This is a genomic window from Desemzia sp. C1, assembly GCF_020882875.1.
In the GTDB taxonomy this organism is placed as follows: domain Bacteria; phylum Bacillota; class Bacilli; order Lactobacillales; family Carnobacteriaceae; genus Desemzia; species Desemzia incerta.
Window position 1 is genome coordinate 499266 of record NZ_JAJIZP010000003.1, and the last position, 14722, is coordinate 513987.

Here is a 14722-nt window from a genome sequence, read left to right on the forward strand (position 1 = left end):
AAGAGACGGAAGAAATCTTCCGTCTCTTAACTCAAAGTCAGTTTAATTATTCTACTGGACTTTTTCCAAGGAATGCTTGGTACATCCAGATGTGTTTGTCTACGTCTGTTTTATATCCGATCAGCAAGTCTTGGGTTACATCGTCGCCGGCATCTCCTGTTAATTCAATTCCTTTTGACAGATTATCTGCTAGGGTTCTTAAATCAGATACCACTTCTGCGACCATATCTTCACCAGATTTTTCTGTTGTATATGGAGTTTCTTCTATAATAGAATGGTCTAGAAATTCTTTTAATGTAGAGTAAGGTTTTCCGCCAATTGTAATCAAGCGCTCAGCTACTTCATCAAACGTCTCATTTACATCATCGTACAATTCTTCAAATTTTTCGTGAAGCGTGAAGAAATGCGTCCCTTTTACATACCAGTGATGTTGATGCAGTTTCGTGTAAAAAACACCTAAAGTTGCGACTGTATTATTCAAATACTCTTGTACTTCTTGGGTTGCCATGAAAAATTCCTCCTCATTTTTTATATTGTTTATTACTTTATAATTAGTATAATCTAACGTAGTTTTGCTGTCAAGAAAAACCTTTTTTGTTTGAACAAATTGTTACCTCTTAATATGAGAAAAGCTACAATTCTATCGCTTTCTAACTATTAGTATGCTAAAATGATGCAGATAATATAAAGAATAGAGGTAATTAATTAATGATCACTGTATCTGATGTAAGTTTGCAATTTCCTGATCGTAAATTGTTTGACGAAGTGAATTTGCAATTTAAACCAGGGAACTGTTATGGATTGATTGGAGCAAATGGTGCTGGAAAATCAACATTTTTGAAGATTTTGTCTGGCGAAATTTCACCATCTACTGGTAATGTTTCAATGGCTACTGATGAACGTATGGCAACTTTAAAACAAAATCACTATGATTATGAAGACCAAACAGTTTTAGACACTGTTATTATGGGACACAAACGCTTATATGACATTATGCAAGAGAAAAACGCTATTTATATGAAAGCAGATTTTTCTGACGAGGACGGTATTAAAGTTGCTGAACTTGAAGGTGAATTTGCAGAATTAGATGGTTGGGAAGCTGAACCAGAAGCAGCAACATTGCTTCAAGGTTTAGGAATTTCTGAAGACTTGCACTACCTGAAAATGAGCGAATTATCTGGTGGACAAAAAGTAAAAGTCCTTTTGGCTCAAGCTCTATTTGGCAAACCGGATGCTCTATTATTGGATGAGCCTACCAACGGTTTAGACAAAAAGTCTATCGAATGGTTAGAAGAATTTTTGATCAATTTCCAAAATACTGTCATCGTAGTTTCTCATGACCGCCACTTCTTAAATAAAGTTTGTACGCACATGTGTGACGTGGACTTTGGTAAAATCAAATTGTATGTTGGTAACTATGACTTCTGGTTAGAGTCTAGTCAATTAGCTGCTAAATTACAAGCTGACCAAAATGCGAAAAAAGAAGAAAAAGTGAAAGAATTACAAGAATTTATCGCTCGATTTAGTGCTAATGCTTCCAAATCAAAACAAGCGACTTCTCGTAAGAAAACACTGGAAAAAATCACTTTGGATGATATCCAACCCTCTACTCGTCGTTACCCATTTGTTGGCTTCGAACCTGAACGTGAAATTGGAAACGACTTGTTACGTGTGGAAAATATTTCTAAAACCATTGACGGCAAAAAAATCTTAGACAATATCAGCTTTAGTTTGAACAAAGACGATAAAGTAGCTTTCACTGGAGAAAGCGATATTGCTCTTACGACTCTTTTCAAAATCATTATGGGAGAAATGGAACCAGATTCTGGTACTATTAAGTGGGGAGTAACTACTTCTCAAGCTTATCTGCCAAAAGATACTACAGCTGAATTTTCAGATGGTAAATTAACTATTGTGGATTGGTTGCGTCAATACGCTTCTAAAGAAGAAAGCGACAATACTTTCTTACGTAGTTTCTTAGGTCGTATGCTGTTCTCTGGAGAAGAAGTAATGAAAGAAGTTTCTGTCCTTTCAGGGGGAGAAAAAGTACGTTGTATGTTATCTAAAATGATGTTAAGTAAAGCAAACGTTTTGGTAATGGACGACCCTACAAATCACTTGGACTTAGAATCGATCACTGCTTTGAATAATGGTTTGATTGCTTTCAAAGGTTCATTATTGTTCAGTTCTCATGACCACCAATTCATCCAAACAATCGCTAACCGCATTATCGAAGTTACACCAAACGGAGTTGTTGACCGTGCGGAAACAACTTACGAAGATTTCTTGGAAAATGAAACAGTTCAAAAACAAATTGCAGAACTTTACGCAAAATAACATGACATAACTTTTAGATTGGGACAATTACTGTTCCAATCTTTTTTTGCTTTAAATAAAAAAGAGGAAGAAAAAGATAGTCTTACCTATCTTTCTCTTCCTCTTTTGTGTTCCAAATTATTTAACTCCCAGACGGACTGGACTGCAAAAACAAATCACATGTCTATCCAGCAGTCTAAATGCTTTGTTCCGCTCTTAAACGAGCTGCACAAAGCAGACTACATGTCTATAAGCCGAAATAGCCCGATTGATAAAAAACATCAACGAGGCTATTCCTTCTTATATCCAGTATTCTGAGCGCTTTGTTCTGCTCTCTTTATTTCTTAGCTTTATAAACTTTTAGTTGTTTTCCTTTAATCGTGCGGTCTTTCATTGCATCGATGACATACTGTCCTTTTCCATTCAAAATCTCTACGTAAGTCGAGCTTTCTTGAATAGTGATGATTCCGATGTCTTCTGCATTGATTCCAGGAATTTTAGCGATCGTCCCTACGAAGTCAACTGCACGCAATTTTTTCTTTTTCCCACCGTTGAAATAGACTTTAGTGATATTTTTATTCAAGTCTTTTTCACGTGGACGCTTCAATGGCGGACGTTTAGCAATTTTTTCGTCAAATGCATTTTGGTGACGTTGAACTAAACGAGCATTTGGCAATGGAACTTCTTCGAAATCTTGCTGTGCATACTCGCGTATTTCTCTCCACCAGCTCATTTCTTTTGGTGTTACCATTGTCAATGCTAATCCGGCTTTACCTGCACGGCCTGTACGACCAGTACGGTGAATGAAACTTTCTTTTTCAACGGGCACATCATAATTGATAACATGCGTCACGTTATCAACATCGATTCCTCTGGCTGCTACATCTGTAGCCACTAAATAACGGAAACGGCCTTCTTTGAATTCTTTCATAACTTCAAATCGGTCATCTTGGTACATTCCGCCATGCAATTTATCGATCGGCAATCCAGCTTTGTTCAAGTAAGCATAGACCTCATTGACAGCCGCTTGCGTATTGCAGAAAATCATACAGTTATCCGGATTTTCAACAGTCAATAAGTTCAGCAATTGTTTCTCTTTGTCTTCTTCTTGTACTTTTACGAATGATTGATGGATCGTTGATTTATTGGTTTCGCTCGCTTCGATCTTGATCGAGGTCGTTTCCTCTTTCATATAAAAAGCCGCTAATCTGGCAACTTCTTTTGGCATCGTAGCAGAGAACAATAATGTCTGACGATCTTTAGGAATGTATTCAATGATAGCTTCTACTTGTTCAATAAATCCCATATTCAACATTTCATCTGCTTCATCCAAAACTAAGTAACGGACTTTGTCTACATTTATGGTTCCTTTTTGCAAATGATCCAATAATCGTCCTGGGGTACCCACTACAATATGGTTTTTTTGCTTTAATTCAAGCTGCTGCTTTTTGAAAGAAGCTTTTCCAAATATGGCTGCTGCTTTCACACGTTTGAAACGCCCAATATTGGTCAAATCTTCTTTTACTTGCATAGCCAACTCACGAGTCGGTGTTAACACTAACGCTTGGGGTTTGTTTTCTGCCCATTCCACTTTTTCGACCAACGGCACACCGTAGCTGACTGTTTTTCCGCTCCCAGTTTGAGCCTCTACAATAATATCTTCATTTTTTAATGCTACAGGGATAACTTCTTCTTGTACTGTAGTAGGATGAAAGTAGCGCAAATCTGTTAATGCCTCTACAATTTCATCGCTGACTGCAAAATCTTTAAAACTCTTCTGTTTGTTCATAATAGCCTCTTTCGTCGTCCATTTTTTTCCAGTATAACAGGATTTCACCTAGAAGTATAAGCATTCTTAAAAATAACTTCCCCCAATTGTCATTTCCGACACAAACTAATCATTTGGGTTCGCTTACATAATTTGTTAGTATGAACTTGAAACAAAGCTAATCAAAGGAGGAATTCATTCGATGGTCAAAAAAGTAATAGGTGGATACATGTCTGTAGAAGAAGCAGCTGCTGAAATAGAACATTTACTGACAGTAGGCTACACTTCATCGGATCTTGTTGTTGTAACAAAGAGCGCTAATAAAGGTGCTTTAGAATCTCTGACTGTAGCAAATGTGGACCCGGTAGCGGATAAAAAAGGGGTTGCTAAAGGACATCCCGATTTCTTCGATTACGGGGATGAAACCAATCCTCTTGCCGCATATGAATTGGATAAAGATACAACTGAACACTACAACAAAACCGTTAAAAACGGCGGATATGTCATTCTGGTCGAAAAAGAAGCAGTAGACAACAAAAAAGGAGCGGCCTTGAACCGTTCCCCGATCAAATCAAAAAGTGATCCTACTCTCTCTAATATTGGAGAAGTGTCAGAGTCTTATAGAGGTAAACCAACACCAGAAAGCGACCGGCCAGTTTTAGACAATATACCTGGAGAAACTTCTGATCAAAAACAAACAGCAAATGAACAAAACATTCCATTCTCTCCAGGAACACCTAGAGATCCAAGCGAATCCTAAACAAAAAGAGCGTTGATTGCCTATTTGAACTGCTCCCTGTCAAGTAGACAGGTAAATAAACAAAATATTTGTGCCATGTATGATACTTTTCATCCATGGCTTTTTTTATGCCGGAATGCTTAAGCCCATTTTTAACGTCACCCGTTGGGTGTTATAAAACCCAATATATTGTTTAATATCATTCTCTAATTCTTCAAAGCTCACATAAGTGTTCAGCCGATACATTTCTTCTTTAATAATTCCCCAAAAGTTCTCCATTGGACCGTTATCAATGCATTTCCCCACACGAGACATACTGTGGGTGAGTTGATGTTTCTTCACAAAATTATTAAAGTCGTATGACGTGTATTGATATCCCCGATCGCTATGAATAAGCGTTTGGGTTGGTATAATCTTGTCTTCAATTTGGCGAACTGTATCACGAACTAAGGCATTATCATTACGCTTCGATAGTTTAAAGGCTACGATCTTATTTTCGCCATAATCCAATATGGCACTAAGATAAGCTTTGGCGTTCTCTCCATACTTAAATTCAGTCACATCGGTTAATAAGACTTCCATCGATTGATAGTCCTTTCGGAATTCTCTATTGAGGACATTATCGGCGATATGTGCAGGATTGTGGGGCTTGTAACGATATCGTTTCCGACGGATAACAGCTTTCAAGTTCAGTAATTTCATCAAACGATAGACACACTTATGGTTTACTTTAGCGTTCATGAAGTGGTTCAGATAGATAGTTATTCGACGATAGCCATAAATACCTTTATGCTTTTCATAGACTTGAAGGATTAATTCAACAAGCTTTCGAAGCCGTTTTTCCGACGCAGTCGGCTTGCGTTTCAACCACTTATAATAACCCGCTCTGCTCACACCCAAAGCATCACAGAGATGGATTACTTTGTATCCTTCTTTTTGTAGTTTCTTGATCGTTTGGTATTCCGCTTCATACCTCGTTTGCGTGACATCAACTCTCTTTCCACTTCTTCTAACTTTTTTAACGCTACGTTCTCCGTTTCTAGATACTCATTTCGTGCTCTTAAAGCTGCATTTTCAGCCCGGATTCTTTCTTCTTCCGTTTGAACAGAGTTTGGTTTGCCGCGACCTCGTCCATCTACTAGTCCGTCAGGACCATGCTTCTTATATTTTTGAACCCATGAATACACGCTATTGTAGGATACCTGATACTTCTCAGCAGTTTTTTTATAAGATAAACTATTAGCTAGGCAGTCTTGGACTATTTTGATTTTTTCTTCTTGTGTTGATTTTTTATCTGTCATCGTATACACCTCGGATTTTGGAGAATAGCTCCTCATTTCTTCCCCTTTAGTATACTTGTTTATCCAGCTCCTGACAGTATCAACTTTTGGGATATTATATTTAACAGCTAGCTGACCTATAGGTAATCTATCTTCTAAATATTCTTTCACGACTAAGTCCTTAAATTCTTTGCTATATTTATTGTACTTAGATTTAACTTGAATCCCACTAATTCCATGCTCTTGGTATCTTAAGACTTTATCCCAAAAGGACGTCCAATTAATTAATAAACCATAGGCTTCTTTTAATTCTTTGAAACTGATTCCTTCATTCAGATACATCAAAATATATCTTTCGATTTCTTCAGTTGTATGTTTACTGTTTGAACGCATAAAAATCCCCCTAAAGTAATTTTACTTTTTTAAGTGTCTACTTTAGGGGGAGCATATCAATTTAGTGCAATCAACGCTCTTTCTATTACGCCATTTCGATAACTATATGGATGCCATTTGGATCATTCAAAGTAATCTGCATTTTTTCAGTGATTAATTCGTAAGCATAAGCTTTTTCGTCTAACCCTGATTTGATCGCTTCAAAATCTTCTGCAGAGTCCAGTTCGATTGTGTAGAAGTCCATTCCATGAGTTCCTTTAGGAGCTGCAGGAATATTTGTTCCAGCCCAAACGTTTGAACCGATTTGGTGATGATACAGACCAGCTGCAAAGAATTTAGCTTGAGAACCGAAGTCGAATTTCAAATCAAACCCTAATAGGTTTTTATAAAACTCTTCTGTTTTTTCCAAGTCCGAAACGAATAAATGAACATGTCCCATGTAAGTTCCTGCTGGCATACCTTTGAACGGTTCTGTAGCTTCAGCAATAACTCCTTCAGCGTCCATCGGCTCTGTAACTCCAGCGATATCTCCATTGTCACGGATATCCCATTCGCTTACTGGTTTATCGCGGTAAATTTCGATTCCGTTGCCTTCTGGATCGTCTAAGTAAATAGCTTCACTATAACCGTGGTCGCTAGCGCCTGTTATTGGGTACTTAGCAGATAATAAGTGGTAAAGCACTTCCCCTAAATCTTTTCTAGTTGGTACTAAAAGAGCTAAGTGATACAAACCTGCATAACGTCCTTTTGCACCTGAAGCCGGTACAGACTTCAGAACTAAAATCACTTTGTCTTCTCCATGAGCCCCAAAAGAAATTTCCTCAGCGGTTTCCTTTTTGATATCTAATCCAATATAAGTGTGGTAAAAATTCTTCATATTTTCTAGATTTTCTACATTTAAAACTACTTTACCTATTTTTGTATTCTCGTTTAATTTAAACATATCAGTATCCTTTCTTATTTACAATTCGTTTATTAACTTACTTTTTATAAGTATACTAGGCGAATCAGAAAAACTCAAGGACAAAAAATGTTTTTCTAACTTATCGCTTCCTCCACACGACACTTAGTTCACAATTGACAGTTTCATCTGTTCTGATTCGATGAGCTGTCAACACTTTACCATCTTCCAGTTCTGTCCTACTGAATTCGCTGGAAATCATATTTCCGTAATGAACTTCTTTTTCAAATTTGATATTTACTGCATCAAACTCGTATTGAATCAAGAAATCGTATTCTAACGCATCAATGGCCCATTCAAAATATTTCGAGTTATTCACATGTTGATTCCGATCAATATCCAAGAAGCGCACGCGGTATTCTGTTGAAGATGCATCCTCGCCCACTTTTTCTGGTTTAGGAGTCCGAACTAATTTTTTATCAAAAGGTGCTTCATAAGGCTCTACAAGATCATCCGGAATACGAGACATTTTCCGTTTTTCAGTATCGATTAAAGCAAACGTCGTCATAGCTGTTGCACATTCTTTTCCGTCAGCTCCATATACTTTAAACTCACGGTAACAAAACAGTTTATTGTAAGATATCGCTTGAGTAGTGATTGTGATTTCTTCTGCAAATTCCGGTATTCTATTGAATTTCATTTCATATTGCAGAATGATCCATGACAAACCTCTTTCATTTACCACTTCATCACTCACACCTAAAAGGTGACTCTGCTCCCCAGAAGTATGTACCATAATATTTACTAACATAGGTAAAGTCATTTTTTTAGTCGTATCACACTCATAATATTTCACTAAATGTTTTGCTTGATAAATTTTTCCACTCATTCAAAATAACCTCTTTTCAAATTATTCATACTAACTAGATTACCACAAAATCAGTCAGAGCGCGAAAAAAGTCAGAGCGTTAAGGACTGCATCTTTAATAAATCGGATTTGTTATAAAAACGATTGCAAGCCACTTGTGGAATGGTATACTTTAGATGAAAACTTGCGTTTGGATAACTATAAAAGATCGTACAACTAACTTTTAGGTGGTTTTTAGATGAGTTTGAAAAAACAACGATTGATTTATTATCTTATAGTGGATGCAGCAATTATGACTCTTTTCTTTAAAAATTACTTTGTGCCGGATCACCTTTCTTTGAACCGTTTTTTACTGTTTTGGTTTTTATTTATCATCGGGACGGCATTGATCACAAGAGGTCTCCTTTCCTATAGTACTAGACGCAGAAATTGAAGAGTGTGTGTTTATATGCTGTTTCTTTGTTAGAACAACTCTTACTTTGAATTATTAATAAGGAGGTGCCTGAGATAAAAAAACATCTATTAGATGATCCTTTCAGCTACGAACTTCTTGTTTTTTATTTGAAGCAAGGCAGGGAGATAGAGTTTAAGTATGATGGAGTAGAGTATTTTATATCTCACGAGTCAAAAGGACGTGCCGTTTGGCAAGGCAAAATACAGCTAAGTGATTTTTTCTATATAAATAGTGATGATGAAAAACAATTAACACTACTACTAAATACGATAAAGATTGAAAACAAAAGTTTGAAAACCATATTCCAAAATCATAAAGCTTTTATTGGAACGATTTTTTAACATAATCATTGATTAAATCAATATTATTATATCTCTAATTTTAGGAGGGATGATCATGCTGCTGTGTTTGTGTCAAGTTTTTCTCGAGCGTCCTATTACTCCGCTAGTTTAGGCACTCTATTTTTGTACACTTGTCAGCTACCGCACGGCTCCACCGTTTGCTGGCCCATCTTATGGAAGAACGTTCCTAAAACCAGGAACCTTCTCCCATAAGACAGGAATTAACGAAAACTTTTAATTAATTGTCCTATTGCTGATGAACGAGAGGCATATAATGGAATCGTCCCATTCTTTGCACCAACTGATTGCCGTGTTTTCTCATGCAATAACGACGATAAACGAACCGTTTGTTTCAACTTGCGTTGTTGCCGAGTACTTCTATTTTGCTGATGAAGATAGGCTTCGCGTAAGGTGTGATTGAACATGCCTTGTTTTACTTTTACCATAGCTTCACAGCCTTCTGCGCTCCAATGCATCCCACGTTTTTTCATTCGAAAAGAAATATGCCGTTGATTCGACTCCATTGCGCCTAAACCTCTTGCGTCCTTCGGCACTTGTTCTGCTTTTTCACGCCAGTCGAAAATCCGATCCCAATTCCGTAATACGTATGTTCTGAACGTATTCAATTTTTCCACTGCCGGTGTCTCGTCTAATGTACTTTCATACGTATCCAACCAAATAGTTAATTCATCTAAATCATGCGTTTTTAATGCTTGACGGACATGCTGTTTAAAAACGTTAGTTTGCGATCCAAACGCGCGGTTTAAGCCTTGGAAGACATGATAAGAGTCTAGTTGATTTAAAACAGGATAGTTCGATTGAGAAAAAGCTTCTTGGAATTTGTCTGCGGTATACCCTTGTCCACCGTCACTATTGGTAATGATTTGAGCTTGCTGCAACGAATAACGGCTCGCTGTAAAGGCTTGAACTTCTGCCCAAAAACCAGCGGTTTTTTTAGTCGTCATGATGGCTTTGGGTTCTTTTAAAGAGACGCGCTTTCCGTTTTTCTCCCAGCCTTCGTAAAGGATGGCATGACGAACTTCTAAGCTTTTTTTCTTTTCTGTCCCACGTACAAAAACCCCATCCGCTTCGGCGTAAAAATAGTCCACCTTTTTTCCTTCGGGCAACTCCGTGGCTTCTTCTAGTTCCAATACATTTTCTTCATCCTCACGTGATTGTGCTGCTCCAACGCGTTTAAGAAGACTGCCGACTGTTTGATGACTCAGCGTAATGGCCGTCCATTCGTTTAGAATAGCTGCGGTATCTCGATAAGTAGCTTTACTCACCAACTCTGCCACTTTTACTTCTACTAGTGGGCTATGGCGTTGATATTTTCGAATGCCTAACCATTCATCTAGTGGATAATGGTTCTGATTATTAGTATCCACCATTAGCGTACGCCGGTACCGAACGGGACCGAAGATAAATTGAACCGTTTTCCAATCGTCTCGTTTCACTTTCCAGCCTTCCTGTTGTTTTTCCTCTTTGATCATTTGATTAATGTTGGTGAAAATCTGACTCATTAATTGAGCGAACACATCATACATGTAGACTTGAATAGCTTCCTCTGTATCTATTAAATTGCTTGAATCCTTTATTATTTGATAAACCTTTGATATAATCTTATCCATAAGAAGGCCTCTTTCATTTATGTATTTGCCGTGCAAAGCATACATTTATGATAAAGTGCCTTCTTTCTTTTTTCCAGTAAAATTATTGGCTCTCGAGAACTATTTTACACATACTGCTGCTGTTGTCTTTTCTTGGTTTGGGGATCGTTATTTGGAGCTTGTCTAAAATGGGCGGAATCGCTGATTACTGGATTAAACAAGGTAAAAAATGATGTTCATTTGTTCACTAAAAAAACAGCTCTATAGTTCGGCTCATCTTTGAGACCAACTATAGAGCTGCTTTTTATACTTTCTTCAATAACTCAGATTGTGTTCGATACAATTTGTAGTACAAGCCTTTTTGCTGCATCAATTCTTCGTGACAGCCGGATTCAAGAATTCTCTTATCTCCAATATAGAAAATACGATCACTATTGCGAATAGTTGATAAACGATGGGCAACAATAAAGGCAGTTCGACCTTCCAACAATCGATCCAATCCTTCTTGTAATAGGACTTCTGTTTGAGTGTCGATACTTGAAGTTGCTTCGTCAAGAATCAATACCTTAGGATCAGCCAATAGCGTTCTGGCAAATGAAATCAACTGCCTTTGCCCGGCTGATAAGGTACTTCCTCTTTCTTGAACGATCGTACGATACCCATGCTTCATTCCGCTGATAAATTCATCTGCTCGAACGATTTTTGCGGCTTCAACGATTTCTTCATGTGTGGCGTCTAATTTTCCGTACCGGATATTTTCTAGAATCGTACCTGAAAAGATGAATGTATCTTGCAGCATGACACCTACTTGGTTGCGCAAAGAGTCTAATGTAACATCGCGAATATCGATCCCATCAATCAAAATCGATCCCTTTTGTACATCGTAAAATCGGCTGATCAAGTTGGTAATCGTTGATTTACCAGCTCCTGTTGGACCCACTAAAGCAATCGTTTCTCCTGGTTTGACGTGGAAATTCAATTCTTCAAAAATCGTTTGTCCTTCTTTGTAACCAAAAGTTACATCTCTAAATTCTACATCGCCTTTGACCGGCGGCATTTCAAAAGCATCTTCAGAATCTTTAACACTAGGTTCAATGTCCATCAATTCGAATATTCGTTCTAAATAAACGGATCCAGATACTAATGAGTTATAAAAGTTTCCAAGGTTAATGATCGGATTCCAAAAGTTATTGACGTAGCCGACAAATGCAATCAAAATACCGGTCGAAACGTTTACGCCTAACCCGCTGATTCCGGCGAAGTAAATAAACGCGATCGTTATAGTGGCGATATTTTGTACGATAGGTCCCAACAAGAATTGAACTCGGACAGCTCTCATCCATGCTTTTCGCTGATTGTCGCTGAACTGAGAAAAAATCTCGTAGTTCATTCCTTCGCGCGTGTAGGATTGAGTTGTTTTAATCCCTGCGATACTTTCATGAATGTAGGCATTTAAGTTGGCTTGTTCTGCACTTAATTCATCATATGCGATCCGTTGTTTGTTCTTTATTACCAATGTGATCACAAATAAAATCGGCAGCAGAATGAAACTATATAAAGTAAGCGTGACGTCTAAAGAAAACATAAATACTAATGTCACTAAAATACTTAATATATCTGACAACACATTGATGACCCCATTTGATAGCAAATCGCTCAACGTATTGATATAGTTGACCACTCTGGTCAAGATCTTTCCGTGAGGTCTGCTGTCGTAAAATGAGAAAGATAAGCGCTGTAAATGAGTAAACAAGTCATACCGCATATCTCGTAAGACATTTTGTCCTAATAAAGGAATATTGTATAAGCGGTAACGAATAGCGGCTCCGTTCAAAATAGTTGCCAACGTATAAATAATCGTGATCCACAAAAGCTGTGTAGCATCTTGGTTCGGAATAGTCTCATCGATAACAACACTTGTTAAGAAAGGTCCGAGAACAAGCACGATATTGGAGAAAATGATTACTCCAAATATTTTAGCAATGGAACTTTTATAGGGCAGTAAATATTTAGCAATTCTTGTGTAGTTTTCGGTGTTGAATTTGGTTCCTAGTTGTTGTTCTTCCTCCAACCTATTCTGTGCCATCATCAAACGCCTCCTCTACTTCAGATTGTCCAAGTTGTTCTCTATAAATGTCGTAATACGCGCCACGTTTTTGAAGCAGGTCGCTATGACGTCCGCGCTCAACGATTCTACCTTTAGATAAGATCACGATTTCATCTGCAGCTTTTACAGAAGAAATTCGGTTCGCAATAATGAAAGTTGTTTTTTCTTGGCTGACTTTTCTCATAGCATCTTGGATTTTCACTTCTGTTTCCATATCTACTGCAGAAGTCGTGTCGTCTAAAATTAAAATTGCTGGATTTTTCATCAATCCGCGAGCTAATGATAGCCGCTGTTTTTGTCCCCCAGAAAGCCCGCTGCCTCGTTCACCCAAATACGTGCCGTATTTTTCCGGCATTTTTTCAATAAAAGGACTGGCATCAGCCACTTTGGCCATTTCTCGAATAGTTTCAATTGGAGCTTCTGGAGTACCATAAGAAATGTTCTCTTGAATCGTATCTGAGAACAGAAACACATCTTGCATGACGATAGAAATATTTTGTCGCAATTCGCGTACGTTCCAATTTTTTATATCCTCTCCATCAATCAGCACTCTGCCTTCAGTAGGATCAAAAAATCTGGAAATCAAGTTTACTAACGTTGATTTACCTGAACCGGTTTCTCCTAAAATCCCTATAGTTTGCCCAGGACTAGCTTTCAATGAAATGTCTTCCAATACTTTGTTCTCTGGGTCATCAGCAAAGGCAAAAGAAACATGCTGAAATTCCACTTCTCCTCGAATCCGTTGCTCTCTTCTTTGCTGTTCCACTGGAATCAGAGGTTTAGCAGACAACATTTGTCTGATTTTATACGTTGCTGTGATAAACCGTTGGGAGTCATTCATAAACATCCCTATACTCCGCATCGGTACATTCAGCATCCAAGTCAGCCCGCTAAAAGCAACCAATTCTCCGACTGTCATGATTCCTCTAATAACAAAGAACCCGCCTAATCCGATAGTTATGACAGACAGTAGACCGGCCAAAGTTTCTAAAACCGGCAAATAGGTTCTTAAGATTTCAGCAGAAAATAAATTGCGCTCTCTGTAATCCTCATTTCGTTTATTGAATTTTTTTGTCTCGTAATCTTCATTGGCGAAGGCCTTAACGACTTTATTTCCTCCAATATTTTCTTCTACCATGGAGTTCAATCTCGAAAAACTTTCTCGAATTTCATAATAAGCAGCATTTGCGCGAGAAGATAACATGATAGTCAATATTCCAATGAAAGGCGTGATGATCAACATAGAGAGCATCAATCGCCACTGAATGGCGCCTAAAAAAATGATGGCTGAAATAAACAATATCGCACTGTCCAAAATGTTAAAATAAACCCACGAAACCGCATGACGGATCGCATCCGTATCCCCTGTCATACGCGCCATGATATCTCCAACACGAGTCGTATTGAAAAAAACAAAGTCCATTTCTTGCAGCTTTGTGTACAAATCTTCTCTGATCTTAAACAGTACATTCTGGCCTGTCGTTTCAAACATCATTTGGTACACGTACCGCAATACCGTCCTCAACACTGTAGCAACAATCATAATCACTAACAACGGCACCAATAAAGACCCTCTCTCCTTATTGATGACCTCATCAACGATCATTCCTCCGATATACGGTGTTACCACATTTAACAAACCTACAACAACCGTCCACAAACTCGCCCAAAACCAATACACCTTGTACGGCTTAATGTACTCCCAAATCCAACGAAAACTAGACATACTCCCACTCCCCCCAATAAATCTCTTACCCAAATCTTAAGCCAAAACCACCCCGCATAAAATGGACATAACCAACAAAAACAATGGATAAAATTACTAACATGTGGAGGTCGTTGTTCTGACTCGAAAAGAAAATCTATTCTCTTTTTAGAGAATGCTCTTTATTCTCAAAAAAGAGAATGATTTTTCTCGAGAGTCAAACGACCGCAACTGAATTCC

General features: G+C 37.9%; 12 protein-coding genes and 1 pseudogene. 4 read left to right on the plus strand and 9 right to left on the minus strand.

All coding sequences use genetic code 11. The features are described 5' to 3' along the window. Nucleotides 1-46: 46 nt before the first annotated feature. Nucleotides 47-508, minus strand: a complete 462-nt coding sequence (locus LMF32_RS02775) for a DNA starvation/stationary phase protection protein (RefSeq protein WP_230523783.1) — start codon at nt 506-508, stop codon at nt 47-49. A 200-nt stretch (nt 509-708) separates the two neighbouring features. Between LMF32_RS02775 and LMF32_RS02780 the strand changes: the two genes are divergently transcribed. After that, complete coding sequence (locus LMF32_RS02780) at nt 709-2337, plus strand: ATP-binding cassette domain-containing protein (protein ID WP_092479143.1); 1629 nt, start codon at nt 709-711, stop codon at nt 2335-2337. A 316-nt stretch (nt 2338-2653) separates the two neighbouring features. Here LMF32_RS02780 and LMF32_RS02785 read toward each other — a convergent pair whose 3' ends face one another. Continuing rightward, nucleotides 2654-4105: a DEAD/DEAH box helicase gene (locus LMF32_RS02785; protein ID WP_230523784.1), complete on the minus strand. Its 1452-nt coding sequence runs from the start codon at nt 4103-4105 to the stop codon at nt 2654-2656. Between the two features lie 181 nt (nt 4106-4286). On the opposite strand from LMF32_RS02785, the gene LMF32_RS02790 reads away from it, so the two are divergent. Continuing rightward, complete coding sequence (locus tag LMF32_RS02790; protein ID WP_092479139.1) at nt 4287-4844, plus strand: general stress protein; 558 nt, start codon at nt 4287-4289, stop codon at nt 4842-4844. A gap of 105 nt (nt 4845-4949) precedes the next feature. Here LMF32_RS02790 and LMF32_RS02795 read toward each other — a convergent pair. The 4 genes and pseudogenes from LMF32_RS02795 to LMF32_RS02810 all read right to left on the minus strand — a co-directional run. Then, nucleotides 4950-5783 (minus strand): annotated as a pseudogene (locus LMF32_RS02795) (IS3 family transposase); the annotation flags it as partial. Next, nucleotides 5741-6496 carry a helix-turn-helix domain-containing protein gene (locus LMF32_RS13680; protein ID WP_091898820.1) on the minus strand — a complete coding sequence of 252 codons (756 nt, stop codon included), beginning with the start codon at nt 6494-6496 and terminating at the stop codon, nt 5741-5743. The gene LMF32_RS13680 and the pseudogene LMF32_RS02795, both read right to left, overlap by 43 nt. Nucleotides 6497-6581: 85 nt before the next feature. Continuing rightward, nucleotides 6582-7439 carry a VOC family protein gene (locus tag LMF32_RS02805; protein ID WP_230523785.1) on the minus strand — a complete coding sequence of 286 codons (858 nt, stop codon included), beginning with the start codon at nt 7437-7439 and terminating at the stop codon, nt 6582-6584. A 100-nt stretch (nt 7440-7539) separates the two neighbouring features. Then, nucleotides 7540-8286, minus strand: coding sequence for an acyl-ACP thioesterase domain-containing protein (locus LMF32_RS02810; RefSeq protein WP_230523786.1), 747 nt, complete (start codon nt 8284-8286; stop codon nt 7540-7542). 217 nt (nt 8287-8503) lie between these two features. Here LMF32_RS02810 and LMF32_RS02815 point away from each other — a divergent pair, with 217 nt between their 5' ends. Together LMF32_RS02815 and LMF32_RS02820 are read left to right on the plus strand one after the other, a co-directional pair. Beyond that, nucleotides 8504-8698: a hypothetical protein gene (locus tag LMF32_RS02815; RefSeq protein ID WP_230523787.1), complete on the plus strand. Its 195-nt coding sequence runs from the start codon at nt 8504-8506 to the stop codon at nt 8696-8698. 65 nt (nt 8699-8763) lie between these two features. Beyond that, the gene (locus LMF32_RS02820) at nt 8764-9060 is read left to right on the plus strand and encodes a hypothetical protein (protein ID WP_230523788.1); all 297 of its coding nucleotides are present in this window, start codon (nt 8764-8766) and stop codon (nt 9058-9060) included. Between the two features lie 221 nt (nt 9061-9281). Here LMF32_RS02820 and LMF32_RS02825 read toward each other — a convergent pair whose 3' ends face one another. The 3 genes from LMF32_RS02825 to LMF32_RS02835 form a co-directional block, all read right to left on the minus strand. Further along, a complete protein-coding gene (locus tag LMF32_RS02825) occupies nt 9282-10691 on the minus strand; it encodes an ISLre2 family transposase (RefSeq protein WP_230523789.1) in 1410 nt (469 codons plus the stop codon). Nucleotides 10692-10974: 283 nt separating this feature from the next. Continuing rightward, on the minus strand, nt 10975-12756 hold the full coding sequence (locus tag LMF32_RS02830; protein ID WP_230523790.1) for an ABC transporter ATP-binding protein: 1782 nt from the start codon (nt 12754-12756) through the stop codon (nt 10975-10977). Beyond that, nucleotides 12743-14503 carry an ABC transporter ATP-binding protein gene (locus LMF32_RS02835; RefSeq protein WP_230523791.1) on the minus strand — a complete coding sequence of 587 codons (1761 nt, stop codon included), beginning with the start codon at nt 14501-14503 and terminating at the stop codon, nt 12743-12745. Before LMF32_RS02835 ends, LMF32_RS02830 begins: the two co-directional genes overlap by 14 nt. Nucleotides 14504-14722: the final 219 nt, after the last annotated feature.